Consider the following 24,669-nt stretch of genomic DNA (forward strand, 5'->3'; position numbering starts at 1 on the left):
TCGAGCGGATGCTGTGCGACGGCGAGCCGCCGCGGACTGTGGATGCGCGGCCCGTGTCTCTCGCGAGGCGGAGCCCCCAGACCCCGGCTTGGCCGGTAGGGGAATGCGCACGACTATTCTAGCGCACGGTCAGGCGCCGGGGTCCTCCGGCTGCAGACCCGTGGGGAACGGGTTGCGAGCGCCGACCTGCTCCAGCTGGTGCCAGTACGGGTAGATCGGCGTCACCGCGCTCGCGCGGTCGAGCCGGTGCAGCTGCTCGGGCGTCAGCGACCAGCCGATCGCGCCGAGGTTCTCGCGCAGCTGGCCCTCGGTGCGCGCGCCGAGGATCACGCTCGACACGGTCGGGCGCGAGAGCACCCAGTTGATCGCGATCTGCGGGATCGTGCGACCCGTCTCCTCGGCGAGCCCGTCGAGCACGTCGACGATCCGGAGCAGCTGCTCGTCGTCGGTCTTCTCGGTCTCGCCCCGCACCGCCAGCCGGCTGTCGGCCGGGCGCGGCGCCCCGCGACGGATCTTGCCGCTCAGCCGGCTCTGCGCCAACGGCGACCAGACCACCGTGCCGACGCCCTGATCGACGGCGAGCGGCATCAGCTCCCACTCGTACTCGCGTGCGGCGAGCGAGTAGAACGCCTGGTGCGCCACGTGCCGGGCCCAGCCGTGGCGATCCGATGCGGCCAGTGACTTCATGAGGTGCCAGCCCGAGAAGTTGGAGGCGCCGATATAGCGCACCTTGCCCGAGCGCACGAGCTCGTCGAGCGTCGACAGCACCTCGTCGACGGGGGTGATCGCGTCGAAGCCGTGCAGCCAGTAGACGTCGATCCAGTCCGTGTCCAGGCGCCGCAGGCTGGCCTCCACCGCGCGCAGGACGTGGAAGCGCGAGCTGCCGACATCGTTCGCGCCCCCGCCGGTGCGCCCGTTGAGCTTGGTGCCGATGAGCGCCCGGTCGCGACGAGACCCGAGCGCCGTGCCGAGCACCTCCTCGGAGCGGCCGTCGGCGTAGACGTCGGCGGTGTCGAAGAAGTTCAGGCCCGTGTCGAGCGCGATGTCGACCAGGCGCCGGGCCTCATCGACCTGCACGTCGCCCCAGGATCCCGCGCCCGATCCGTTCGCGAACGTCGCGGTGCCGAACGAGAGCGCCGGCACCATGAGCCCGGATGCCCCCAGCCGTCGGTACTCCATCTCGCCATCGCTCACGGCCGGGCATCCTCCCGCTTGGCGGGGACCCTGACGAGGATCGCGCACGCGATGAACACGATGACCGCACCGAACTGCCCCGCGACCCACCACTGCCCGTGGAAGTCGAACGGGAAGACCGGATTCCAGATGACGAGGACGGCCGCGAGCAGCGGCAGCGCCCACCACGTGCGGCCCTGGATGGCGAACCAGCCGACGATCGCGGCGAGGATCGCGGTCGCGTACTTGATCACGATGAACGTGTCGACGTCGAGCAGGGCGAGACCCGCCAGCACGACGATCGCGCCGAGCAGACCGGGCGCGAGGGCCATCCGGCGCGACGTCGGGCGACCGTAGCGGTCGTCCGGGCGCTTCGACCCGGGGCGGGACGGCGGCGTCCTGGCCGGCCGGTTGGCGGGTGACGACGCGCCCCGCCCCAGCGGCACGCCTCCGGCGGGGGGTCGACCCTTGCTCATCGGGATTCAGGATAGCCGCGGGGCGCTGAGCTCAGGCACGTCAGGCGGGGTGCCGCTCAACCACCGAGGTTCCGCATCGGGCGCCGCGCCGGCCCCTCCAGCACCGAGCCGTCGGGCGCGAAGCGGGAGCCGTGCGCGGGGCAGTCCCAGCTGAGCTCGAAGTCGTTCCAGGTGACGATGGCGCCGAGATGCGGGCAGATCGCGCACAGTTCGCGGGTGGTGCCGTCGACCGTGGAGACCGCCGCGGGCCGGAACCCGTCGCGGCCGACCTCGCCCATCCCCTCGAGCGGCGACCCGCCCACCGGCCGGGCGAGCGCCCCGAGCCAGCCCTTCGCGTACCAGAGCGCGACTGCCGCGTTCTGACCGACGCCGTCGGCGACGGTCTGCGGCAGGGTCGGTCGGCGATGCAGCACGCGCTGCCACGGGGTGGGCTCCCAGCCCCCGTCCGCGCCCAGGATGTCGCTCACCAGGGTGAGCGCGGTGGCGACACCGTTGGTCATGCCCCACTTCGAGAATCCGGTCGCGAGGTAGATGCGCCCGCGACCGCGCGGCAGCCAGCCGACGTAGGGCACGCCGTGCGGCGCCACATGATCCTGCGCGCTCCATTCGGCGACCGGCTCCGCGCCCGGCCAGTGCACCGCGGTCCAGGCGGCGAGCTCGTCGGCGGCGGCGCGCGGGCTCGAGCGGCGTCCGACCGGGTGCCCGAACCCGCCGGTGAGCAGCAGCGGTCCCGAGGTGCGCACGCTCCGCGTGGGCTGCTCCACGTCGAGGAACATGCCGTGGGGCCGCTGGTCCTCGGCCACGCGCCAGGCCGCCGCGTAGCTGCGCTGCGCCGTCACCTTCGCGAAGTACAGGCCGCGGTCGAGGATCGGCGCGCCGGTCGCCAGCACGACGCGGTCGGCATCCATCGGCCCGGAGCTCGTCAGCAGCTCGGCCGGCGAGCTCGCGTGCACGGCCCGCACCCGCACGCCGTCGACGACGAGGCCGCCCGCGGCGCGGATCGCCTCGACCAGGGCGGCGACCAGTGCCATGGGGTCCAGCTGCGCCTGATCGGCGAGCCGCACGGCGCCGGTGGTGGCGAAGGGCAGGTCGACGCGCGCGACGAGCTCGACCGGGATCCCCACGGCGCGGGCCGCGCGGTACTCGGCCTCGACCCGTGCACGACCGTCGCGCGTCGTCGCGTAGCTGAAGGCGTCGCGACGTTCGACCGGGATGCCGGCCTCGTCGCAGAATCCGAGCAACCAGTCGAACGCGGCGGCCTGGCTCTCGGCGTAGGCGCGGGCGACCGCGGCGATGTTGCGGCTGCGCACGTGGTCCGACTGCGTGCCCTGCAGGCGCGACACCTTCGCCGTGGTGCGGCCGGTGGTGCCGTCGCCCAGTCGGCGCGCCTCGAGCACGGCGACGCGCTTGCCGGAGCGGGCGAACAGCAGCGCGGTCACGAGGCCGGTGATCCCGCCGCCGATGATGGCGACGTCGACGCGTTCCGCGTCCGGGAATCGATCGGTGGGGATGTCGGGGGCGGACTGCTGCCAGAGCGAGGGATGCGCGTCGGTCTCCATGTCAGCACGCTAGGGGCGTTGGGCTATCTCCCCGCGGACTCCCGGCGACCTACCATCGAGGCATGAGCGACGCCGCCGCCGACGATCCCGCCGTCGGCCGGCTGCGCGCGCTGCTGCGCATCCCGACCGTGTCGCGCATCGACGGCTCCGAGGATCGCGCGGCGTTCGCACGATTCCGGTCGACGCTGCGCGAGCTGTTCCCGCGCGTCTTCTCGGGGCTGGAGGTCGAGACGGTCGCCGACGACCTCGGCGTCCTGCTGCGCTGGCCCGGCCGCTCCCCGGGCGACGCCGCCGTGCTCATGGCGCACTACGACGTCGTGCCGGCCGACGAACCCGGATGGTCGCACCCGCCCTTCGCCGCCGAGCTCACCCCCGACGGCGACGACCTCCGGCTCTGGGGCCGCGGCGCGATCGACGACAAGAACGCGGTCGCGGGGGTGCTCGAGGCGGTCGACGCGCTGCTCGGGGAGGGGTTCGTACCCGAGCACGACGTGTGGCTGACCTTCGGGGGCGACGAGGAGGTCATGGGCCACGCGGCCGCCGCCGCTGCCGCCGCGCTACGCGAGCGCGGGGTGCGCGCGCGGCTCGTGCTCGACGAGGGCGGCGCGATCGTGCAGGGGCAGTTCCCCGGGATCACCGAGCCGACCGCCGCGATCGGGCTCAGCGAGAAGGGCGTCGCCGCGGTGCGCCTGAGCGTGCACCAGGCGGGGGGCCACAGCGCGCACCCGCCGAGCGACGGACGCACCGCCGTGACCCGGCTCGCCGCCGCCGTCACGGCGCTCACGCGACCATCGCGCACGGTGCTCCCACCCGTGCTGCCGGCGATGTTCGCGGCCCTGGCGCCGCACGCGCGCGGGATCGTCGGGTTCGCGTACCGGCATCCGCGGCTCATGCGACCGCTGCTGCTGCGCGCGATGCGCACGGGCAGCGACGAGACGGCCGCGATGATCCGCACCACGCGCACGGTGACGCAGCTGCGGGGGGCCGCCGCGGCGAACGTGCTGCCGGAGTCGGCGTCGGCCATCGTGAACCTGCGCGTCGCGATCGGCGAGCGGCTCGACGACGCGGTCGACGACATCCGGCGGCTCGTCGGGCCGGATGTGGAGGTCGAGGTGCTGACCGGCGGCGATCCGGCGCCGATCTCGCCCGCCTCGGGACCGGGCTGGGAGGCGCTCGTCGCGGCGCTCGCGTCGTCGCATCCCGGGGTGCTGCCGGCGCCGTACGGGATGCTCGGGGCGACCGACGGGCGGCACTTCACGGGCATCGGGCCGGTGTACCGGTTCTTCCCGTTCGAGCTCAGCAACGCCGAGCTCGGCGGCCTGCACGCGATCGACGAGTCGATCCGCGTGTCCTCCTACCTCCGCGGCCTCCGCTTCTACGAGGAGCTCCTCCGCCGCCTCTGAGCGCGAGTGCCCAAAAATGACCAGTCGCCAGGTCGGCGACTGGTCATTTTTGGTCACTCGGCGGTCCTAGAGGAGGGACTTCGTGTGCCAGACCGTCTTCGTCTCGGTGAAGGCCAGGATCCGCTGCAGGGATCGGGATGGCACACCCGGCTCCGGCGACACGATCCGCTTGAGCGTGTCCGCCGCCGCGATCTCGAGGTCGACCCAGTCGAGCGCGCCGGCGCCGCTGAGGTCGAGCGCGTTGACGTCGGCATGCGCCGCGAGCCAGGGAGCGATCTCGGCCGGCGATCCGGTCAGCACGTTGACGACACCGCCCGGCACATCGCTCGTCGCCAGCACCTCGGCGAGGCTGATCGCGCTGAGCGGATGCGCTCGGTCGGCGACCACCACGACGGTGTTGCCGGCGACGAGCGCGGGGGCGACGGTCGCGACGAGGCCGAGCAGGCTCGCGCCCTTCGGCTCCTGGGGCGCGACGATCGCGACGACGCCCGTCGGCTCCGGCACCGAGAGGTTGAAGTACGGCCCGGCAACCGGGTTGCCGGAGCCGGCCACCTGCGTGAACTTGTCGGTCCAGCCCGCGTACCAGACCCAGAGGTCGATCGCAGCATCCACCTGGGCGGCGGCCTGCAGGGCGGTCGCACCCTCCGACGCGCGGATCTCGTCGGCGAACTGCGCCCGCCGGCCCTCGAGCACCTCCGCGATCCGGTAGAGCACCTGGCCGCGGTTGTAGGCGGTGGCGCCCGCCCAACCGCTGAACGCGGCGCGCGCGGCGACCACGGCATCCCGCGCGTCCTTGCGGGAGGCGAGCGCCGCGTTGGCGAGGAACGCGCCCTTCGGGGTCACGACCTCGTAGGTGCGCCCCGACTCGCTGCGCGGGAACGCGCCGCCGATCGCGAGCTTGTAGGTCTTGGGGATGCTCAGCCGATCCGCCATGGTCAGTTCCCTGCCTTCAGGTAGCCCGCGAGGCCGTGCCGGCCGCCCTCGCGGCCGTAGCCGGACTCCTTGTAGCCGCCGAACGGCGAGGACGGATCGAATCGGTTGAACGTGTTGGCCCAGATCACGCCCGCGCGCAGCTTGTCGGCGACGGCGAGGATCTTGGAGCCCTTGTCGGTCCAGATGCCCGCCGAGAGACCGTAGGGCGTGTTGTTGGCCTTCGCGATCGCCTCCGCCGGCGTGCGGAACGTCAGCACCGAGAGCACCGGCCCGAAGACCTCCTCGCGGGCGATCGTCGACGACGTGGAGACGTTGTCGAAGATCGTCGGCGCGAACCAGAACCCGTTCTCGGGGATCTCGCACGGCGCGCTCCAGCGCTCGGCGCCCTCCTGCTCGCCGATGTCGCTGAGGCTCCGGATGCGGTCCAGCTGCTCGCGGGAGTTGATCGCCCCGATGTCGGTGTTCTTGTCGAGCGGGTCGCCCATCCGCAGCGTCGTGAGGCGCTGCTTGAGCCGGTCGACGACCTCCGCGTGCACGTTCTCCTGCACGAGCAGCCGCGAACCGGCGCAGCAGACGTGACCCTGGTTGAAGAAGATGCCGTTCACGATCCCCTCGATCGCCTGATCGATCGGGGCGTCGTCGAACACGATGTTGGCGGCCTTGCCGCCGAGCTCGAGCGTGACCTTCTTGTGGGTGCCCGCGACCGTCTTCGCGATCTCCCGCCCGACCGCCGTCGAACCGGTGAAGGCGACCTTGTCGACGCCCGGATGCCGCACCAGCGCCTGTCCCGTGCCTCCCGCGCCCGTCACGATGTTCACGACCCCGGCCGGCAGGTCGGCCTGCTGCACGATCTCGGCGAACAGCAGCGCCGTGAGCGGCGTCGTCTCCGCCGGCTTCAGCACGACGGTGTTGCCGGCGGCGAGCGCCGGCGCGATCTTCCACGCGAGCATCATGAGCGGGAAGTTCCACGGGATGACCTGCGCCGCGACCCCGAGCGCGCGCGGGTTCGCGCCGAGCCCCGCGTAGTCGAGCTTGTCGGCCCAGCCGGCGTAATAGAAGAACCACGCGGCCACGAGCGGCACGTCGACGTCGCGGCTCTCCTTGATCGGCTTGCCGTTGTCGAGCGACTCGGCCACGGCGAGCTCGCGGGCGCGCTCCTGCACGAGCCGCGCGATGCGGAACAGGTACTTGCCGCGATCCGCGCCCGACAGGCGCGACCAGGTGCGGTCGTACGCGCGGCGGGCGGCGGCGACCGCGAGGTCGACGTCGTGCTCGTCGGCGGTCGCGATCTCGGCGAGCCTCTCCTCGGAGGCCGGCGAGATCGTCGAGAACGGCTCGCCGTGGCCGTCGACCCAGCTGCCGTCGATGAACAGCCCGTAGCTCGGACGCAGTTTCACGATCGCGCGCGACTCGGGCGCGGGTGCGTATTCCAGGAACGACATATTCGGTCCCCTGCTCTCAGTCGATGGTGACGTAGTCGGGGCCGCTGTAGTGGCCGGTCGAGATCTTCTGGCGCTGCAGAAGCACGTCGTTGAGCAGGCTCGAGGCGCCGAACCGGAACAGGTGCGGCTGCAGCCACTGCTCCCCCGCGGTCTCCGCGACGGTCACGACGTACTTGATCGCGTCCTTCGACGACCGGATGCCGCCGGCCGGCTTCACGCCGATCCGCTCGCCGGTGAGCCGGTACCAGTCGCGCACCACCTCGAGCATGAGCAGCGTGACGGGCAGCGTGGCGGCGGGCGTGACCTTCCCGGTGGAGGTCTTGATGAAGTCCGCACCGGCGAGGATCGCGAGCCAGCTCGCGCGGCGCACGTTGTCGTAGGTGGTCAGCTCGCCGGTCTCGAGGATCACCTTGAGGTGGGCGAAGCCGCCGTCGTCGCGGCGGCACGCCTCCTTGACCGCCACGATCTGCTCGAACACCGTGCCGTAGTCGCCCGCGAGGAACGCGCCGCGGTCGATGACCATGTCGATGTCGTCCGCGCCGTTCGCGACCGCGTCGCGCGTGTCGGCGAGCTTGACCGGCAGCGAGGCCCGGCCGCTCGGGAAGGCGGTCGCGACGGCCGCGACCGAGACGAGGCCGGCATCCGGATCCCCGTGGGCCGCCCCGAGCGCGTCGATCGCCGCCGGCACCATGTCGCCGTACACGCAGACCGCGGCCACCCGCGGCGTGCTCGGGTCGGACGGGTCGGGGTTCAGACCCTTCGCGACGAGGGAGCGCACCTTGCCGGGGGTGTCGGCGCCCTCGAGGGTCGTGAGGTCGGTGAGCTTGATGATCGTGTCGAGGGCCCAGGCCTTCGAGCTGGTCTTGATCGAGCGGGTGCCGAGGCCGGCCGCGCGCTGCTCCAGGCCGACGGCGTCCACGCCGCTCAGCCCCTCCAGGTGCAGCCGCAGGCTGCGCTCGGTCAGATCGCCGCCCAGCACGCGCACCGCGCGCTCCGCCGGGGCCAGCGCCGTGTGTTGCATCGTCATGAGTCCTCCAGGAGCGCTCGTGCGGTCGTGTCGTCGGTGATGAGGACGGTGCACAGCCCGCTCGCCACCGCGGTCCGTGCGATGTCGTGCTTCGCGCGCCCGGCCACCACGAGGATCGCCGTGTCGGCCGCGCGCAGTCCGTCGAGGCCCAGTCCCACGGTACGCGCGTCGAGCGCGGGATCGACGATGTTGCCGTCCGCATCGACGAAGCGGCCGAGCACGTCGCCGACGGCGCCCTTGCGCACGAGCTCGGCGACGTCGTCGGTGCTCACGTACCCGCTCTCGACCAGCACGGAGCGATCGTCGGCGGCACCGGCCGTGAAGAGGTACGCGGATGCCGACCGGGCCCGCGCGAGCGCGTCGGCGACCACGCGATCCGCCTCGATCGCACGCTTGGTCTGGATGCGCTCGAGGATCGCGGGGCTCGGCAGCAGCACGACCTGCCCGTCGGCGCGCTGCGCGATCGTCGCCGCCGTGGAGGCGGCGGTGCCCGGTCGGCGGTTGAGCGTCACGCCACCGTTGATCTGCACCACCGTCACGCCGTGCGCCCAGCCGGGCTGCAGCCGGTCGGCCACCTCGGCGAGGGTCCGGCCCCAGCTGACGCCGAGCGTGCGCGGCACCGGCCGCATGGCCGCCAGGTGGTCGGCCGCCGCCTGCGCGACCCGTGCCAGGGTCTCGGCGTCGTCGCTGTCGGTGGGGTCGTCCGGTGCCGGCACGACGACGGCGTCGGCCAGGCCGAAGCGCTCCCGCAGCGCGCGCTCGACGCCGAGTCGCCGGGCACGCGGGTGCACGATCTCGATCCGCACGATGCCCTGCTCGCGCGCCTGGGCGAGCAGCCGCCCGACCTTCCAGCGGGACAGCTCGAGGAGGGCTCCGACCTCGTCCTGGGTCCTGCCCTCGTCGTAGTAGAGCTCGGCGACCCGCACGGCCGTCAGCTCCTCGTCCTCGTCCAGCACCGGCATCTCGCGTCCAGCGTACGACGCGTTCTACACATGTGGGTGGCCGTGCTCAGATGAGCAGGCGCCATCCGTCGCGGGCAGCGGATGCGGGCGTCACCCCGCCGACCGGATCGCGGGCGCCTCCGCCCGCCAATCGACCGGGTGCCCGCGCAGCAGATCCTCGAGACGGTCCAGCAGTTCGTCGGGGTCGCCCACCGGCCCCGTGAACCGCAGGAGCGTCGAGGTGCCCCGCGTCCCGCCCGCCACCTCGTCGGACGAGAAGGTCAGCTCGCCGAGCCCGGCGATCCGCACCCGCAGCAGCTCCGGATCGCGCCGCTCGAGCACCTCGACCCGGGGCTCGCCGCCCACGAGCCGCAGCTCGGGGTCGAACCAGCCCTCGACGAGCACGGGGTCGACGAGCCCGTCCCAGACGATCGCGCGCGGGAGATCGACGACGCGTTCGACGGTCCGGATGCTCACGCCAGCGACACTACGCTGAGCCCGTGACGACGGCCCTCGCGATCGATCTCGGCGGTACCAAGGTGGATGCGGCGCTCGTCGCCGACGACGGCACGATCGACGAGGCCTCCCGCACCCGCCGCCCGACGGGCCGCGATCGCTCGGCCGAGGAGCTCGCGGATGCCGTGCGCGAGGCCGTGCGCGGCGCCCTCGCGCAGCTGCCCGCCGGAGCCGAGCTCGCGGGGGCCGGGATCGGCTCCGCCGGCCCCATCGACATCCCGCGCGGCGCCGTCATGCCCTACAACCTCACGCCGTGGCACGGCGGGTACCCCCTGCGCGACCTCGTGCAGGAGCTCGTGCCGGACGTGCCCGTCACCCTCCGCATCGACGGGCTCTGCATCACGCTCGCCGAGCACTGGGTCGGCGCCGCGCGCGGCGCGGACGACGTCCTCGGGATGATCGTCTCGACCGGTGTCGGCGGCGGCCTCATCCTCGGCGGGCACACCATCCCGGGCCCGACCGGGAACGCCGGCCATATCGGCCACATCGAGGTCGCGGGCTTCGACGATCCGTGCACGTGCGGCGGCAGCGGCTGCCTCGAGGCCGTCGCCTCGGGGCCCAACACGGTGCGCTGGGCGCGGGAGCGGGGATTCGAGGGCGCGACCGGGGAGGACCTCGGCCGCGCCTACGCCGCCGGTGACGGGATCGCGGTGGCCGCCGTGCGCCGCGCCGGCACGGCGATCGGGCGCGCGATCGCATCGGCGTCCGCGCTCCTCGACCTCGAGATCGTGGCGATCGGCGGCGGCTTCGCGAACGTCACGCCGGACCTGTTCGAGTTCATCCGGGAGCCGATCGCCCAGCGCGTCAACTCCGCCTACGTGCGGCGGGTGCGCGTCGTGCCGTCGATGCTCTCCGGCGACGGACCCCTCATCGGAGCGGCCGCCCTCGTGCACCGCTCCGAGCTCGTCGGTTAGGCCCCGGCCCCGCGGCCAGGCCTACGCGACGGGCGCGCCGGTGCGCTCGGCCAGCTCGTCCTCCACGGTCCGCCGCCGGGCGAGCACGAAGATCGCCGGCACCGCGAGCAGCAGCGAGAGCAGCGCGAAGACGAGCGGGGCCGTCCAGCCGCCCGTGGCCGAGCGCAGGATGCCGACCACGAGCGGTCCGGCCGCTCCGGCCAGGTAGCCGATCCCCTGCACGAATCCGCTGAGCGCGACGGCGCCCGACTGGGTGCGGGTGCGGTCGCCGATGAGGAACAGGCACAGCGGGAACCACAGCGCCCCGAGCCCGCCGATCACGACCCACAGCACGGGGATGCCGGGCGCCACGAGCAGGCCGCCGAATCCGACGATCGACAGCGCGAACGCGAGCACGATGAGCGGGCGCACCGACCGCAGGCGCGACGCGAGCACCGGCGTCACGATCGAGACCGGGAAGCCCATGATCGCGAACAGGGCCAGCAGTGCGCCGCCGGTGCCGGCATCCACCCCCGAGACGCCCTGCAGGATCTCGGGCAGCCAGCCGAAGACGATGTAGGCCGTGATCCCCGACGCCGCGAACATGCCGGTGAGCGCCCATGCGATCCGGGACCGGACGAGACGCGCCTCCAGCGCCGGCTCCGGACGCTCGGCGCCCGGGTCCTCGGGGTCGACGAGCGGACGCCGTCGCAGCACGACCAGCTGCGCGATCCACGGCACGGCGGCGACGACCGCGCCCGCGGCCCAGACGCCGAGCGAGACACGCCAGTTCGACGCCGCGGCGATCGGGATGCCGAGCAGCGCCGGCGTGGTCGTGCCGATCGCGAGCATGGTCGCGTACACCGCGGTGATCGCCCCCACCCGGGCCGGGAAGTAGCGCTTGACGACGGGCGGCAGCAGTACGTTGCCGATGCCGACGCCCAGCAGCGCAAGCCCGCTGCCGACGACCAGTACGGAGGCGTCGGAGGCCAGCGCCCGCGTCAGGTGCCCGGCGACCATGAGCACCAGGGCCGCGACGAGCGCCCCCTCGAGCCCGAGCAGCCGGGCCACGAGCGGACCGAGGATGCCGCAGATCGCGAACGCGACGGGCGCGAGCGAGCCGATCACGCCGACGAGCACCGGCCCGAGGGCGATGTCGTGCTGGATCAGGTCGATCAGCGGCGAGACGGCCGACACGGCGCTGCGCAGGTCGAAGGCCACGAGGACGATCCCGACCAGGGCGAGGATGCGGCCCCGCCACGGAGCCTCGAGAGCGCCGCTCACCGCAGGATGCCGCGGATCGTCGCGTCGTCCTGGCGCAGCGCCGCCATGAGCTGCTCGACCCCGTCGAACTTGACCATCGGACGCACGTGCTCGACGAACCGCAGCTCGATCGTGCGACCGTAGAGGTCCTGGTCGGTGTCGAACAGGTGCGCCTCGGCCTGGTGCTCCGGCACGCCGTCGAACGTCGGGTTGTTGCCGATCGAGACCGCCGCTCCGTACCCGACGCCGTCGACGATCGCCCAGCAGGCGTACACGCCGTCGGCGGGCAGCAGTCCCTCGAGCCGCGCGGGGTCGAGGTTCGCCGTCGGATAGCCGAGCTCGCGGCCGACCCGGTCGCCGCTCACGACCACGGAGCGCACGGCGGGCGGGCGGCCGAGGAGCCGACCCGCCTCGCGCACGCGCCCCGCGGCGATGAGCTCCCGGATGCGCGTGGACGAGACGCGGCCGGCTTCCCCGTCGGCGCGCACGTCGTCGATGAGCACCACCGCGAAGCCGAGCTCCGCGCCGAGGGTGCGCAGCAGCTCCACGTCCCCCGAGCCGCCGACCCCGAACCGGAAGTCGGCGCCGCACAGCACCGCCTGCGCGTGCAGCGCGTCGACGAGCACGTCGCGCACGAAGTCCGAGGCGGTCTGGCGGCTGCGGGCCAGGTCGAAGCGCAGCACGAGCGTGGCATCGACGCCGGCATCGGCCAGGAGCTCGACCTTCTGCGCCGGGCTGACGACGTCGGGCGGGCACGCCTCGGGGCGCAGCAGGCTGACCGGATTGCGGTCGAACGTCACCACGCTCGCCGTGAGCCCCCGCTCGTCGGCGAGCTCGCGCAGTTGCGCGATCACGGCGCGATGGCCGAGGTGCACACCGTCGAACTTGCCGATCGTGACCGCGGACGGGCCGAAGCCGGCCGGCACCTCCGCGGGAGAGCCGAAGACGTGCACGTCAGCCCTTCGCGACCCGGCTGCGCGCCAGCCACAGCAGGCCGAGGATCGGCAGCACGAGCGGGATGCCGAGGTACCCGGCCCCGTAGGTGCTCCATACCGTCGCGGTGCGCCCGAACGGGTCGTTCGCGTGCAGCCCGAGCAGGTGCGGGGCGAGCACGGTGATCGTGCCGACCACGAGCACCCCGAGCAGCTCCGCCGAGATCGTCACCCAGGCCAGCCGTCGCCAGCGGGCCGCGATCGCGACGGTGGCGACGACGTAGACCACGCCCGCCAGGAGCGAGAGCAGGAAGGCGACGGGCGCCTCGTCGAATCGGTCGATGATCTGGAAGATCGAGCGCCCCAACGCGGCGAGAGCGAGGATCGCGTACACCGCCACCAGCACCCGGCCGACGCCGGTGCCCCGACGGCGTGCCGACTGCGTCGAGGCATGCGGCTGCTCGGTCACGGGCATGGTGTCCAGGCTATGCGACGAGGCATCCGGCCGCCTGCTCAGGCGACCTGGAGCGCCCAGATCTGGTACATCCGCACGACCATGACCCCGACCGCGAAGCCGGCGATGCCGAGCACGACGTTGCTCCACCGGGTGCGCTCGATGAGCGCCCAGACGACGCCGAGCGGCGGGATCACGAGCGCGGTGATCAGGTAGACGTAGAACTCGACGACGCTGCCCCGCGACGGGTTGCCCACGGCGGGCGCCACGAGGGCGATCACGAGCTGCGCGAGGAGCAGCAGCTCGACGAGCACGAGCGCCCCGAGCGTCAGGTCCGAGGGCTTGCGGTTCGCGAGGCCGAGCACGACGCACACGACCGCAGCGGCCGCCGCGACGGCGGCCTGCACGATCGTGAAGACGAGGATCACGGTCCGACGCTACCGGCCGGGGCGGGCGGGAAGTTCACCACCACCCGCGCGACGCCGTCCGCGACCGCGACGAGCCCGGTCAGGCGGCCGCGGTGCAGCGCGGCGACCACCGGCGCGTCCGGGGCGGTGGCCGGGATGCGCTTGCCGTCGGCGAGGGCGGCCGCCTGCTCGTCGTCGAGCTCGAGGGCGGGGTACAGCGCGGTCGCGATCGAGGCGGGGGTGCGCAGGGCGGAGGGGCCGATCGCGTCGACGGGGACGGCATCCGGGATCGGGAAGGGGCCGATCGCCGTGCGCCGCAGGGCCGTGAGGTGCCCGCCCACCCCGAGCCCGGCGCCCAGGTCGCGGGCGAGCGCCCGGATGTAGGTGCCCGAGCTGCAGTCGACGATGACGTCGAGATCGACCACGCCGTCGCCGCGACGCTCGGCGAGCACGTCGAACCGCGAGACGGTGACGCGGCGGGGTGCGAGCTGCACGTCCTCGCCGTCGCGCACCCGCGCGTACGCGCGCCGGCCGTCGACCTTGATCGCGCTGACCGTCGACGGCACCTGGTCGAGCTCGCCGGTCAGGGCGGAGATGCCGGCGTCGATCGCGGCGCGGTCCAGCCCGGACGCGTCGGAGCGCGTGACGGTCTCGCCCTCGGCGTCGTCGGTGGTCGTCGACTCGCCGAGCCGGATCGTCGCCGCGTAGGTCTTGTCGAGGCCGACGAGGTAGGTGAGCAGCCGGGTCGCCGTGCCCACCCCGAGGATGAGCAGGCCCGTCGCCATCGGATCGAGCGTGCCCGCGTGCCCCACCTTGCGGGTGCCGAGCGCGCGCCGCGCCGCGCCGACGACGTCGTGGCTCGTGACGCCACCGGGCTTGTCGACGAGCAGGATGCCGGTGGGCGCGGCATCCGTCACGCGAGCTGCTTCTTCGAGAGCTTCGCGATCATGGCCGCCTTGTTCGGCGCGCACTGGTCGAGAAGCTCGTGCGCGACGGGGTCGGTGTCGTACTCGGCGGGCAGCCCGATCGCCACGAGGGTGTTGAGCATCATGCCGCCGGAGAGGAACTCCCCCGCCATCTCCGGCGAGAAGCCGGCCTCGTCGCGCACCAGTCGGTACACCTGCAGGAAGCCGGCGCGCGCCGCCGGCCCGATCGCGGGATCCGCGCCCAGCATGAAGCCCTGCATGAGGCTCAGCAGCAGGCCGCGGTCCTGCAGGAGGTCGGCGTAGGCGAGGGCGATGAGACCCTTGAGCTCCACGGCGTCGGTGCCTGCGGGCGCCTCGGCGATCACCCGGCGGAAGGTCGTCAGCAGTCGCTCGAGCGAGCGCCCCAGCACCTCGAGGAAGAGGTTCTCCTTGGTGCCGAACATCCGCACGACGTAGGGCTGGCTCACGCCCGCGGCCTTGGCGACGGCGTCGGTCGTCGCCCCGACGTACCCGCGCTCGCCGAACACGGCGGCGGCGGCCTCGAGGATCGAGCCGCGGCGCGCCTCGGAGCTCATCCGGGTCGCCGGTTCGGGGGCGGTCGTGGTCACGCTTGACATGTTATCAGTCGATTACTACAGTCGCGGGTAATCATTCGATTACAACATTTTTGGAGACCGGATGTCCGCTTCCTCGCCCCTCCCGGGTCGCCGGGTGCCCTTCGCCCTCGCCCTGCTCGCCACCGGCATCCCGATGTTCATGGCCACCCTCGACAACCTCGTGATGACCAACGCGCTCCCGGTGCTGCGCACCGACCTCGGCGCGGGCATCGAGGAGCTGCAGTGGTTCGTCAACGCGTACACGCTCGTGTTCGCGAGCCTCATCCTCATGGCCGTCGCGCTCGGCGACCGGCTCGGGCGGCGCACCGTCTTCGTCGCCGGGATCGCGATCTTCACCGCCGCCTCGATCTTCTCGGCCCTCTCGACCGACCCGGTGCAGCTCATCATCGCCCGCGCGATCCAGGGCCTCGGCGGCGCCGGCATCATGCCGCTGTCGCTCTCGCTTCTGACCGGCGCCGTCGAGCCGCGGCGCCGCCCGCTCGCGATCGGCATCTGGGGCGGCATCGCCGGCCTCGGGGTCGCGGTCGGACCGCTCGTCGGCGGCGCGATCGTCGGCGGGTGGAACTGGCAGGGCATCTTCTGGATCAACGTGCCGGTCGGGCTCATCGCCATCCCGCTGATCCTCCTCGTGCTGCCGAACGCGTTCGGCCAGCGGATGCGGCTGGACGTGCCGGGCGTGCTGCTCGCCGGCCTCGGCGTGCTCGGCGTGGTCTTCGGCATCGTGCGCGGCAACGACGCGGGCTGGGACAGCTTCCCGGTGCTCGCGGCGCTCGTCGCGGGCGGCGCGCTGCTGGTCGGCTTCGTGCTGTGGGAGCTGCGCACCCCGACCCCGCTGCTGCCGCTGCGCCTGTTCCGCGACCGGAGCTTCACGATCGCCAACGTGGTCGGGTTCGGGTTCAGCTTCGGCATGTTCGGTGCGGTGTTCATCCTGATCCAGTACCTGCAGATCGTGCAGGGGCACACCCCGCTCGAGGCCGCCGTCATGACGACCCCGTGGACGATGGCGCCCATGATCGTGGCGCCGCTCGCGGGCCTGATCGCGCCGCGGGTCGGTACCCGGGCGCTCATCGTCGTGGGACTGCTGCTGCAGGCCGCCGGCCTCGGCTGGCTCGGGCTCACCATGGCCGCCGACACGGGCTACGGGATGATGCTGCCCGCGTTCATCCTCGCGGGCGTCGGCATGGGCATGGTGTTCGCTCCCTCCTCGACCGCGGTGCTCGCGAACATCGCCCCCGAGGACACCGCGAAGGCGAGCGGCACCAACTCGACCGTGCGCGAGATCGGCGTCGCGCTCGGCACCGCGGTGCTCACGGCGGTGTTCACCGGTGCCGGCGGCCAGCTGACGCCGACCGGCTACGTGGATGCCGCCCACCCCGCGGTGCTCGTCGGCGCGGCCGTGGTGCTGGCCACCGCACTCCTCGCGATCCTGCTGCCCGCCGGACGCCTCGCCCGCCACCCGCGCGAGGTCACCCTCGAGGACGAGCTCGCCGCCGAGCGCCAGCTCACGCCGGTCCCGTAACCCCGCACCACCCCCTCGATTCGTGCGTTCTGGTCGCGCCTGCTCTCGCAGGCGACCTGAACGCACGAATCGCGGCATCTAGGCTCGGCGCGTGCGCATCGCGATCATCGGGGCGGGCGCGGTCGGCGGCACGCTGGCCGCGCTCCTCGCCCGCGCCGGCAACGACGTGACCGTGGTCGCCCGGGGCGAGAACCTGCGGGCGATCCGCCAGGAGGGCCTCCGGCTCGACGGCGGATTCGGCAAGGTGAACGCGCCGCTCACCTCCACCGGCCGCCTGACCGAGGCGCCCGAGCTCGCCGTGCTCGCCACCAAGGCCCAGGATGCGGAGGCCGCGCTCCTCGCGGCACGCGATCACCTCGACGGTGTTCCGCTGCTCGTGGTGCAGAACGGGCTCGGCGGGCTCGACGTGGCGCGGCGGGTGGCGCCGGCATCCCCGCTGCTGGGCGGTCTCGCGCTCTTCGCCGCGAGCTTCCTCGAGGCCGGCCACGTCACCGTCACGGGGCCGAACCCGATGATCGTCGGCGCCGGGCCCGATGCCGACCGGGCACTGCTCGACCGGGTCGTCGCCGTGCTGCGCGACGCGCTGCCGATCGAGGTGACCGACGACATCGAGGGCGCGCAGTGGACGAAGCTGCTCATCAACCACGTCAACGCGCTGCCCGCGATCACGGGGCTGAGCGTGCAGGAGGTGGTGGCCGACCCGGCGCTGCGCCGCATCATGACGGCGAGCATGCGCGAGACGGTGCGGATCGCCCGGCGGGCCGGTGCGCGGTTCGCGCGGGTGCAGGGCGTCTCGGGTCGCGTGCTCCAGATGGTCGGGGTGCTGCCGCTGACGCTCGGCGCGTTCTTCCCGCGCCTGCTCGCGCGGCGCATGGGGTCGGTGCCGAATCCCGGCTCGACGCTGCAGAGCATCCGGCGCGGGCAGCTCACCGAGATCGACTACCTGAACGGTGCGGCCGTCGAGGTGGCGACGCGCATCGGGATGCCGTCCCCGGTCAACTCCGCGATCGTCGCCCTCGTGCACGAGGTCGAACGCACGACGGTGTTCGTGCCGCCCGCCGATGTGGCCCGCCGCATCCCCCTGAGCCCGGTCTCCATCTGACGCGAATGCCGGGTCCGTGGGCCCGCCACTGGACATTTGGGTCAGATGGATGGGATCCCGCGGGTCAGAGGGCGCAGTAGTCGAGGTAGAGGCGCTTCGGCTCGTCGACGATCCGGAGGTCGACGACCGCGGTCGCGGCCTCGCGCGGGCGGACCGCGTCGCGGTAGTCGTCGGCGATCGACGCGGCGGCCCCGGCCTCCCCCGCCAGGTCGACCCAGATCGTGTACGACCAGCGGCCGCGCACCGATGGGCGCTGCAGCCGGGATCCGACGAGCAGCAGGACCGCGTCGGCGGGCCCGGTCGTCCACTCCTGGATCCGGTCGGCGTCGCGCGCCGCATCCCAGGCCGCGAGCACGAAACCCGTGGAACCCCCGAGACGGAACGGGTCGAGCAGCGCGCGCACGAGCTGCTCGTCGTCGCGGAAGTCGGCGGCCTGGGCGATCCACACGTTGTCGCCCGCGGCGCGCAGCGCCAGCCCCAGGTCGGCGGCGAACGCGTCCAGATCGGCGCGCGGCTCGGCCGCATCGAGGGCGACGATCCGGCGTCCGCGCGAGTAGTGCGTCCGGATCTCCGCGGCGAGCGCCTCGACGAGCGCGCGCCGCGTCGCCGGCAGGCGCGTGAGCGCGAGCGACGGGGGCTCGATGGGCGACACGGTGGTCATGTCGCCAGCCTAGGGTGATCGGATGCGAACGAGCCCGGAAGCCGGTTCGCTCCCCGTCATCGCCGACCGCATCGCCGACTGGTACGCCACCGGTCACCGCGATCTCCCCTGGCGCCGTGACGGCTTCGGCGCGTGGGGCATCCTCGTGAGCGAGTTCATGCTGCAGCAGACGCCCGTCGCCCGAGTGATCCCGCGGCTGGAGGCGTGGCTGGAGCGCTGGCCGACTCCGGCGGCCCTCGCCGCCGTGCCGTCGGGCGAGGCGGTGCGCGCGTGGGACCGTCTCGGCTATCCGCGACGCGCGCTCGCCCTGCACGGCGCCGCCGTCGCGATCACGGCGCGGCACGGCGGGATCGTGCCGTCCGACGTCGACGAGCTGCTCGCGCTGCCCGGGGTCGGGCCCTACACGGCGCGTGCGGTCGCGTCGTTCGCGTACGGCATCCGGGTGCCGGTCGTCGACGTCAACACCCGCCGCGTGCTGGCCCGCGCCGTGCTCGGCCAGGGCGACGCCGGCCCGGCGAACGCCCGGCGCGACCACGACCTCATGGCCTCGCAGCTGCCCGGCGACGCCGAGCGCGCGCGGCTGGTCAACGCGGGCGCCATGGAACTCGGCCAGACCGTGTGCATCGCCCGCGCGCCACGGTGCGAGGTGTGCCCGCTCGCCGAGGCGTGCGCGTGGCGCCGGGCCGGATATCCGCCGTACGAGGGTCCCACCGCCCCCCGGCAGAAGCGCTACGAGGGATCGGATCGCCAGGTGCGCGGGCGGATCCTGCGCGAGCTGCGTGGAAGCGACGTCCCGGTGCCCGCGAGCGCCCTGACGGCCCTGTGGCCGGATGCCGCCCAGCGCGACCGCGCCGTCGCCGGCCTGCTGCGCGACGGCCTCGTCACCGGCGACCCGCGGAACGGGTATCGGCTGCCCGAGTAGCGGCCCGAGTAACCTGGCGGATCGTGCCGTCGCCGATCCTGTCCGTGCCGTCCGCCGCCGCCGAGCTCGCCGGGGAGCTCGCCGCGATCCCGCGGAGGGCCGGCGTCGCGGCCGACTTCCCGCCCGACGTGATCGCCGAGGCGGAGCGGGTCGCGACGACGACGCCGCTGCCCGACGCCGACCTGACCGACGTCGAGTTCGCGACGATGGACCCGGCCGGATCGATGGACCTCGACCAGGCGTTCTTCCTGGCGCGCGACGGCGGCGGCTACCGCTTCCTCTACGCGATCGCCGACATCGCCGACTTCGTCGCCCCGGGCGGGCCCCTGGACCTCGAGTCGCATCAGCGCGGCGAGACGATCTACGCCGCGGGACACCGCATCCCGCTGTACCCGACGGTGCTGAGCGAGGGCGCGGCGTCACTGCTGGAGGGCCAGCTGCGCGGGGCGTTCGTCTGGCAGTTCGCCCTCGACCACGCGGGCAACGTCACGTCGCGCACGGTGGCGCGGGCCCGGGTGCGCAGCCGCCGTCGGCTGGACTACGTCGGCGTCGCGAAACAGCTCGCGGACGGCACCGCCGACGAGATGCTGCGGCTCGTGCCCGAGGTGGGTCGGCTGCGGCTGGCGCTCGAGAAGCAGCGCGGCGGAGCGAGCCTGCAGGCGCCGGAGACGGTGGTCGAGCGGGTCCGCGGCCGGTACGCGCTGCAGCGCCGTGCGGTCCAGCCGCTCGAGAGCTGGAACGCGGAGCTCTCGCTGCTGACCGGCATGGAGGCGGCGCAGATCATGATCCAGGGCAAGGTCGGCATCCTGCGCACGATGCCGGAGGCCGACCCGCAGGCGTTCGACACGTTCCGCCGGCAGACCGAGGCCCTCGGGCGGCCGTGGCCGAAGGACGAACCGTACGGCGAGTACCTCGACGACGTGGACGGCAGCGAGCCGGGCGACCTCGCGATCCTGCATGCGGCGACCCGCCTGTTCCGCGGCGCCGGATACACCGCGTTCGACGGCGAGGTGCCCGCCGACACCGTGCAGGCCGCGATCGGCGCTCCCTATGCGCACGCCACCGCTCCTCTGCGGCGGCTCGTCGATCGGTACGTGCTGCAGGTGTGCGAGGCGCTCGTCGCCGGCCGCGAGCCGTCGGATGCCGTGCGCGCCGCCCTACCGCAGCTGCCCGCCGAGATGGCGCACGGCGGCAATCTCTCCGGCCAGGTCGCGAACCGCTCCCTCGACGCGGTCGAGGCCGCGGTGCTCGCCCATCGCGTCGGCGACACGTTCGATGCCACCGTCGTCGCGCAGACGAAGGACGGCTGCACCGTGCAGCTGACCGACCCCGCCGTCACGGCGGCGTGCGCGGGGCATCCCGAGACCGGATCCGCCGTGCGCGTGCGGCTCGTGCGGGCGGACGTGCCGACGGCCTCGGTGGAGTTCGAGCTCGCCGCTTAGGCCAGCGCGGCAGACCAGACGTCGTGGTGCCAGGTGACGTACGCGGTCGCCGCCTCCCAGTGCGCACCGTGTCCGGCGCGGTGCATGCTCGCCCACGGCTCGTGACCGTTCGCGGCTCCGTCGAGCAGCAGGCGCCGCATCGCGTCGGTGCGCTCGGCCATGGCGTCCGGGAGCGCCGTGCGGATGGCGGGATCGGCGCCGTAGCCGTCGACGAGGGCGCGCAGGTCCGCCGCGGCGAGCACGGCATCCCGGGCGGGATCGTTCAGCGTGAACGTCTGCGCCGCGTACGCGAGATCCCAGAGCCGGGTGCTCGGGCCGGCGCCGTCCCAGTCGATGAAGACGAGCCGGCCGTCGCCGACCACGAGGTTCCACGGTGCCAGGTCGTTGTGGCAGATGAGGTCGGGGGCGGATGCCGGGATCAGCGTCTCCCAGTCGCCGTCGACCCGGTCGTAGGCGGGCGAGGCATCGTGGATGGCGCGGATCAACCGCCCGACCCGGGTCAGCAGCTGGGGTTCGAGCGGCAGCAGCTCCTGCGCGACGCAGCCGGGCACGTACTCGAGCACCTGCCGGCCGTAGCCGTCTCGCCCGCGGTGCCGCGGCACGTCGATGCCGGCCGCGTGCAGCCGATCGAGCAGGGCGGCGACCCGGCCGGTGGTCGGCGTCGACGGTTTGCGGACGGTCTCTCCGATGCGCACCACCGGGCCCGACGCGTTGCCGCCCGCGAGCGGCTCCTCCTGCGGCGCCACCGTCAGCGCACCATGCGCACGGCCGTCAAGGTCTCGCCACCGGGCCCGACGCGGTGCTGGTCCGTTGCGCCGTCGCGCTCGAAGCGGTTGCGGCGATAGAAGGCCTCCGCCCGGGGATTGCGGTCGGCCACCCAGAGGAACGCCGGCGCGTCGCCGATCACCGCATCCAGCAGCGCCTGGCCGAGTCCCGACCCGTGCGCCTCCGCGAGCAGGTAGATGCCCTCGAGCTCGCGGTCCCGGGGCCCGTCTCCGGTGCGCCCGGTCACCGCATACGCCCAGCCGACGACGCGGGCGTCGCGCTCGGCGACGCTCACGACGCCGTTCGCGATGAGCCCCAGCCATCGCGCCCGCCACAGCTCCGCGTCCGCGTAGCGCCGCTCGATGACCGCCGGGTCCACGAGGTGCGAGTAGGTCTCCAGCCACGACACGCGGTGCACGATGTGGATGCCCGCCGCATCCGCGGCGACCGCCGGGCGCACGATGTCGGTCATTCCTCGAGCGTATGTCCGTGCGGGCGGAGAGAATGGTCGTCATGCCGGAGCTGCCGGAGGTGCAGGCGCTGGCCGACGATCTGGGCGGCCGGCTGGTCGGTCGCGTGATCGAACGCGTCGACGTCACGTTCTTCCCCGCGCTCAAGACCTACGACCCGCCGCTGACCGAGCTGGCCGGCCGGACGATCACCGGCGTGTCCCGGCACGGCAAGTTCCTCGACATCGCGACCGACGCCGGCCTGCACCTCGTCATGCATCTGGCGCGGGCCGGCTGGGTCCGCTGGCGCGACGCCGCCCCCGCCGTCCGCACCCGGCCGGGCTCCGGACCGATCGCGGCGCGGATGGTCCTGGATGACGGGTCCGGCTTCGACGTCACCGAGGCGGGCACGAAGAAGAGCGTCGCGATCTCGGTCGTGCACCGCCCGAGCGACGTGCCCGGCATCGCGCGCCTCGGGCCCGACCCGCTCGACCCGGGCTTCACCGAGCAGGTGTTCGCCGCCATCCTGGCCGCCCAGGGCCGCGCGCAGATCAAGGGCGTGCTGCGCAGCCAGGCGGTGATCGCCGGGATCGGCAACGCCTACTCCGACGAGATCCTGCACGCGGCGAGGATGTCGCCGTTCAAACCCGCCGACATGCCGCCGGATGACGTGCACCTCCTCTACGAGGCGATGCAGTCGACCCTGCGGGCGGCGCTCGCCCGTGACGAGGGCGTGCCGGCCTCCCAGCTGAAGGCCGAGAAGAAGAGCAATCTGCAGGTGCACGGCCGCACCGGCGAGGCGTGCCCCGTGTGCGGGGATACGGTGCGTCAGGTGACCTACGCGGACTCGAACTTCCAGTACTGCCCGACCTGCCAGACGGGCGGCAAGCCCCTCGCCGACCGCGTGCTGTCGCGGCTGCTCAAATGAGCCAGCCGGCGCTCTCGCGTCCGCTCTGGCGCGACGCCGGGTTCCTGCGGTTCTGGGGCGGCCAGACCTTCAGCGCGTTCGGGGAGCAGTTCGGGCAGCTCGCGATCCCGATCATCGCGGTCACCATCCTGCACGCCACCGAGTTCGAGGTCGGACTGCTCAACGCGGTCGAGACCCTCGCGTTCCTGGTTCTCGGACTCCCGGCCGGGGCGTGGATCGACCGGATGATCAAGCGTCGCGTGATGCTGACCGTCGACCTCGGGCGCGCGATCCTGCTCGGCCTGCTGCCCATCCTGTGGTTCGTCGGGGCGCTGCAGTTCTGGCAGCTCATCGTCATCGGCACCGCGGTCGGGGTCGGCTCGGTGTTCTTCGACGTCAGCTACCAGAGCTTCATCCCCAAGCTGGCGCCCTCCGACCGCATCGCCGACGCCAACGGCAAGCTCGAGACGACGATGCAGGTGGCCCGGATCGCGGGGCCGGCCGTCGGCGGCGGCCTGCTCGCGATCGTCGCGGCCCCCGTGCTCCTTCTCGTGACCGCGGCGACCTATCTGCTGTCGTTCGGCGCGATCGCGTCGCTGCAGGATCGCGAGACGAAGGCCCCGCGGGAGACGCGGCGGTCGCTCGTCGTCGAGATCCGCGAGGGGATGGCGTGGGTCATCCACCAGCCGCTGTTGGTGCGGATCGTGGCGAGCGTCTCGATCGGCAACCTGTTCGGCACGATCCTCATGACCATGCTGCCCGTGCTCGCGCTGCGCACGCTCGGCATCCCGCCGTCGATCTACGGGGTGATCTTCGCGATCGGCGGCATCGGCGGCGTACTCGGGGGCGTGCTCACCTCGGCGCTGAGCCGGGTCCTCGGCGAGGGGCGCGTGATCCCGGTCGCCGCCGTCGTCCTGGGCATCGCTCTGCTCATCACGGCGAGCGCCGGGGTCTTCACCTCGATCTCGATCGTGCTGCTCATCGTGGGCGACTTCGTCTTCGGATTCGCCGTGCTCGTGTTCAACATCACCTCGGTGAGCTACCGGCAGCGCATCTGCCCTCCCGAGCTGCTCGGCCGGATGAACGCGTCGGTGCGGTTCGTCGTCTGGGGTGTGATCCCGATCGGCGGCATCTGCTCCGGCCTGCTCGCGGGCGCGATCGGTCTCGTGCCGGCGCTGTTCGTCGGCGCCGTCGGCGCCCTGCTCTCGGCGGGCCCGGTGGTGTTCTCGCCGCTGCGGCGCCTGCGCGTGCTCGTGCCGCCCGAGGCCGACATGACCGGCACCCGGACGCCAGGCTCTGCTTCCGATCCCGACACCGATGCACAGACCGCGACCGACACGGATCGCCAACCTCAGCCGGAGGCGGGACCGGCATCCGGCCCCGAGCGCCCGATGGAGTGACTCAGCTGACGGTGCGCGTCACGACGAGGCGCCGGCCTCGTCGTCCTGGGCCTCGTTCTCCTCGAGGTCCTCGAGCTCGTCGTCGGTCTCGACGTCGCGCGGCTTGACGTACGGGTCCGCCTCGCCCGCGTAGTCCGCATTCGCCGCGAGCGCGGCGGCCTCGTTGTCGCGTTCGCGGGCAGCGATGAGCAGCGACTCGATCGCCGCCGCGTTCTCGGGGATGGCATCCGGGATGAACTCGAGCGACGGCGTGAGCCGCGTGTTGAGGTTGCGGCCCACCTCGGTGCGCAGCAGGCCGGTCGCGGCCGTGAGCGCCGCGGCCGTGTCGGTGCGCTCCTCGGCGGTGCCGTACACGGTGTAGAACACGCTCGCGTGCTGCAGGTCGCCCGTCACGCGCACATCCGTGATGGTCACGAAGCCCATCCGCGGATCGCGCAGCCCCTTCTCGAGCCGCTTCGCGATGACCTCACGAATCCGGTCCGCCACCTTCGCGGCCCGATCACCGTTCGCCATTTCCCTCTCCCCTCAAGGAGTTTCCGG

26 protein-coding genes are annotated in these 24,669 nt (G+C 73.2%); 8 read left to right on the forward strand and 18 right to left on the reverse strand.

Going from position 1 to position 24,669, the window contains the following annotated elements:
• Nucleotides 1-129: 129 nt before the first annotated feature.
• From ABD285_RS13015 to ABD285_RS13025, 3 genes are read right to left on the reverse strand one after another with little or no spacing between them, the layout of a single operon-like run.
• Nucleotides 130-1,194 carry an aldo/keto reductase gene (locus tag ABD285_RS13015; protein ID WP_284255162.1) on the reverse strand — a complete coding sequence of 355 codons (1,065 nt, stop codon included), beginning with the start codon at nucleotides 1,192-1,194 and terminating at the stop codon, nucleotides 130-132.
• Complete coding sequence (locus tag ABD285_RS13020; protein WP_344202918.1) at nucleotides 1,191-1,649, reverse strand: DUF6804 family protein; 459 nt, start codon at nucleotides 1,647-1,649, stop codon at nucleotides 1,191-1,193. Before ABD285_RS13020 ends, ABD285_RS13015 begins: the two co-directional genes overlap by 4 nt.
• A gap of 56 nt (nucleotides 1,650-1,705) precedes the next feature.
• A complete protein-coding gene (locus ABD285_RS13025; protein ID WP_284255160.1) occupies nucleotides 1,706-3,208 on the reverse strand; it encodes an FAD-dependent oxidoreductase in 1,503 nt (500 codons plus the stop codon).
• 62 nt (nucleotides 3,209-3,270) lie between these two features.
• Between ABD285_RS13025 and ABD285_RS13030 the strand changes: the two genes are divergently transcribed.
• Complete coding sequence (locus ABD285_RS13030; protein ID WP_344202919.1) at nucleotides 3,271-4,611, forward strand: M20/M25/M40 family metallo-hydrolase; 1,341 nt, start codon at nucleotides 3,271-3,273, stop codon at nucleotides 4,609-4,611.
• A gap of 66 nt (nucleotides 4,612-4,677) precedes the next feature.
• Here ABD285_RS13030 and ABD285_RS13035 read toward each other — a convergent pair whose 3' ends face one another.
• The 5 genes from ABD285_RS13035 to ABD285_RS13055 all read right to left on the reverse strand — a co-directional run bounded on the left by ABD285_RS13035 (nucleotide 4,678) and on the right by ABD285_RS13055 (nucleotide 9,431).
• On the reverse strand, nucleotides 4,678-5,544 hold the full coding sequence (locus ABD285_RS13035) for an aldehyde dehydrogenase family protein (RefSeq protein WP_284255156.1): 867 nt from the start codon (nucleotides 5,542-5,544) through the stop codon (nucleotides 4,678-4,680).
• Between the two features lie 2 nt (nucleotides 5,545-5,546).
• Nucleotides 5,547-6,986, reverse strand: a complete 1,440-nt coding sequence (locus tag ABD285_RS13040; protein WP_284255155.1) for an aldehyde dehydrogenase family protein — start codon at nucleotides 6,984-6,986, stop codon at nucleotides 5,547-5,549.
• Nucleotides 6,987-7,002: 16 nt separating this feature from the next.
• Nucleotides 7,003-8,013 (reverse strand): deoxyribose-phosphate aldolase, encoded by a 1,011-nt coding sequence (gene deoC / locus ABD285_RS13045; RefSeq protein ID WP_284255154.1) that lies wholly within the window; start codon nucleotides 8,011-8,013, stop codon nucleotides 7,003-7,005.
• Complete coding sequence (locus tag ABD285_RS13050; RefSeq protein ID WP_284255153.1) at nucleotides 8,010-8,975, reverse strand: sugar-binding transcriptional regulator; 966 nt, start codon at nucleotides 8,973-8,975, stop codon at nucleotides 8,010-8,012. Before ABD285_RS13050 ends, deoC begins: the two co-directional genes overlap by 4 nt.
• Nucleotides 8,976-9,065: 90 nt before the next feature.
• On the reverse strand, nucleotides 9,066-9,431 hold the full coding sequence (locus ABD285_RS13055; RefSeq protein ID WP_284255152.1) for a hypothetical protein: 366 nt from the start codon (nucleotides 9,429-9,431) through the stop codon (nucleotides 9,066-9,068).
• 23 nt (nucleotides 9,432-9,454) lie between these two features.
• On the opposite strand from ABD285_RS13055, the gene ABD285_RS13060 reads away from it, so the two are divergent.
• Complete coding sequence (locus ABD285_RS13060) at nucleotides 9,455-10,384, forward strand: ROK family protein (RefSeq protein WP_284255151.1); 930 nt, start codon at nucleotides 9,455-9,457, stop codon at nucleotides 10,382-10,384.
• Between the two features lie 21 nt (nucleotides 10,385-10,405).
• On the opposite strand, the gene ABD285_RS13065 is transcribed toward ABD285_RS13060, so the two are convergent.
• Genes ABD285_RS13065 through ABD285_RS13090 form a run of 6 tightly spaced genes read right to left on the reverse strand, consistent with a single transcriptional unit; the run spans nucleotide 10,406 to nucleotide 14,953 of the window.
• On the reverse strand, nucleotides 10,406-11,647 hold the full coding sequence (locus ABD285_RS13065; protein WP_344202924.1) for an MFS transporter: 1,242 nt from the start codon (nucleotides 11,645-11,647) through the stop codon (nucleotides 10,406-10,408).
• Entirely contained in the window at nucleotides 11,644-12,579 is a 936-nt protein-coding gene (locus tag ABD285_RS13070) for a bifunctional riboflavin kinase/FAD synthetase (RefSeq protein WP_284255148.1), read from the reverse strand. The genes ABD285_RS13065 and ABD285_RS13070 overlap by 4 nt, the downstream gene beginning before the upstream one ends.
• 1 nt (nucleotide 12,580) lies before the next feature.
• Nucleotides 12,581-13,033, reverse strand: a complete 453-nt coding sequence (locus tag ABD285_RS13075; RefSeq protein ID WP_284255147.1) for a hypothetical protein — start codon at nucleotides 13,031-13,033, stop codon at nucleotides 12,581-12,583.
• A 38-nt stretch (nucleotides 13,034-13,071) separates the two neighbouring features.
• Nucleotides 13,072-13,440, reverse strand: a complete 369-nt coding sequence (locus tag ABD285_RS13080; RefSeq protein WP_284255146.1) for a hypothetical protein — start codon at nucleotides 13,438-13,440, stop codon at nucleotides 13,072-13,074.
• A complete protein-coding gene (gene truB / locus ABD285_RS13085; RefSeq protein WP_284255145.1) occupies nucleotides 13,437-14,336 on the reverse strand; it encodes a tRNA pseudouridine(55) synthase TruB in 900 nt (299 codons plus the stop codon). The genes ABD285_RS13080 and truB overlap by 4 nt, the downstream gene beginning before the upstream one ends.
• Complete coding sequence (locus ABD285_RS13090; protein ID WP_344202928.1) at nucleotides 14,333-14,953, reverse strand: TetR/AcrR family transcriptional regulator; 621 nt, start codon at nucleotides 14,951-14,953, stop codon at nucleotides 14,333-14,335. The genes truB and ABD285_RS13090 overlap by 4 nt, the downstream gene beginning before the upstream one ends.
• 70 nt (nucleotides 14,954-15,023) lie before the next feature.
• On the opposite strand from ABD285_RS13090, the gene ABD285_RS13095 reads away from it, so the two are divergent.
• Entirely contained in the window at nucleotides 15,024-16,481 is a 1,458-nt protein-coding gene (locus ABD285_RS13095) for a DHA2 family efflux MFS transporter permease subunit (protein ID WP_344202930.1), read from the forward strand.
• A gap of 91 nt (nucleotides 16,482-16,572) precedes the next feature.
• Nucleotides 16,573-17,583 carry a ketopantoate reductase family protein gene (locus tag ABD285_RS13100; protein WP_284255140.1) on the forward strand — a complete coding sequence of 337 codons (1,011 nt, stop codon included), beginning with the start codon at nucleotides 16,573-16,575 and terminating at the stop codon, nucleotides 17,581-17,583.
• 64 nt (nucleotides 17,584-17,647) lie between these two features.
• On the opposite strand, the gene ABD285_RS13105 is transcribed toward ABD285_RS13100, so the two are convergent.
• Nucleotides 17,648-18,244 (reverse strand): nucleoside/nucleotide kinase family protein, encoded by a 597-nt coding sequence (locus ABD285_RS13105; protein WP_344202933.1) that lies wholly within the window; start codon nucleotides 18,242-18,244, stop codon nucleotides 17,648-17,650.
• Nucleotides 18,245-18,266: 22 nt separating this feature from the next.
• Here ABD285_RS13105 and ABD285_RS13110 point away from each other — a divergent pair, with 22 nt between their 5' ends.
• Both ABD285_RS13110 and ABD285_RS13115 read left to right on the forward strand, forming a co-directional pair.
• A complete protein-coding gene (locus ABD285_RS13110) occupies nucleotides 18,267-19,166 on the forward strand; it encodes an HhH-GPD family protein (protein ID WP_344202935.1) in 900 nt (299 codons plus the stop codon).
• 23 nt (nucleotides 19,167-19,189) lie between these two features.
• Complete coding sequence (locus tag ABD285_RS13115; RefSeq protein ID WP_344202937.1) at nucleotides 19,190-20,608, forward strand: RNB domain-containing ribonuclease; 1,419 nt, start codon at nucleotides 19,190-19,192, stop codon at nucleotides 20,606-20,608.
• On the opposite strand, the gene ABD285_RS13120 is transcribed toward ABD285_RS13115, so the two are convergent.
• Both ABD285_RS13120 and ABD285_RS13125 read right to left on the reverse strand, forming a co-directional pair.
• Entirely contained in the window at nucleotides 20,605-21,354 is a 750-nt protein-coding gene (locus ABD285_RS13120) for a phosphotransferase (protein WP_284255138.1), read from the reverse strand. The two genes, ABD285_RS13115 and ABD285_RS13120, sit on opposite strands and share 4 nt — an antisense overlap.
• Before the next feature lie 2 nt (nucleotides 21,355-21,356).
• Nucleotides 21,357-21,845, reverse strand: a complete 489-nt coding sequence (locus ABD285_RS13125) for a GNAT family N-acetyltransferase (RefSeq protein WP_284255137.1) — start codon at nucleotides 21,843-21,845, stop codon at nucleotides 21,357-21,359.
• 41 nt (nucleotides 21,846-21,886) lie between these two features.
• On the opposite strand from ABD285_RS13125, the gene ABD285_RS13130 reads away from it, so the two are divergent.
• Nucleotides 21,887-22,750: an Fpg/Nei family DNA glycosylase gene (locus ABD285_RS13130; protein WP_284255742.1), complete on the forward strand. Its 864-nt coding sequence runs from the start codon at nucleotides 21,887-21,889 to the stop codon at nucleotides 22,748-22,750.
• Nucleotides 22,747-24,129: an MFS transporter gene (locus tag ABD285_RS13135; protein WP_284255136.1), complete on the forward strand. Its 1,383-nt coding sequence runs from the start codon at nucleotides 22,747-22,749 to the stop codon at nucleotides 24,127-24,129. Before ABD285_RS13130 ends, ABD285_RS13135 begins: the two co-directional genes overlap by 4 nt.
• Before the next feature lie 18 nt (nucleotides 24,130-24,147).
• Here ABD285_RS13135 and rbfA read toward each other — a convergent pair whose 3' ends face one another.
• Nucleotides 24,148-24,642 carry a 30S ribosome-binding factor RbfA gene (gene rbfA / locus ABD285_RS13140; RefSeq protein ID WP_284255135.1) on the reverse strand — a complete coding sequence of 165 codons (495 nt, stop codon included), beginning with the start codon at nucleotides 24,640-24,642 and terminating at the stop codon, nucleotides 24,148-24,150.
• Between the last annotated feature and the right edge of the window lie 27 nt (nucleotides 24,643-24,669).

The sequence above is a fragment of the Pseudolysinimonas kribbensis genome, from assembly GCF_039531715.1.
Taxonomy (GTDB): domain Bacteria; phylum Actinomycetota; class Actinomycetes; order Actinomycetales; family Microbacteriaceae; genus Pseudolysinimonas; species Pseudolysinimonas kribbensis.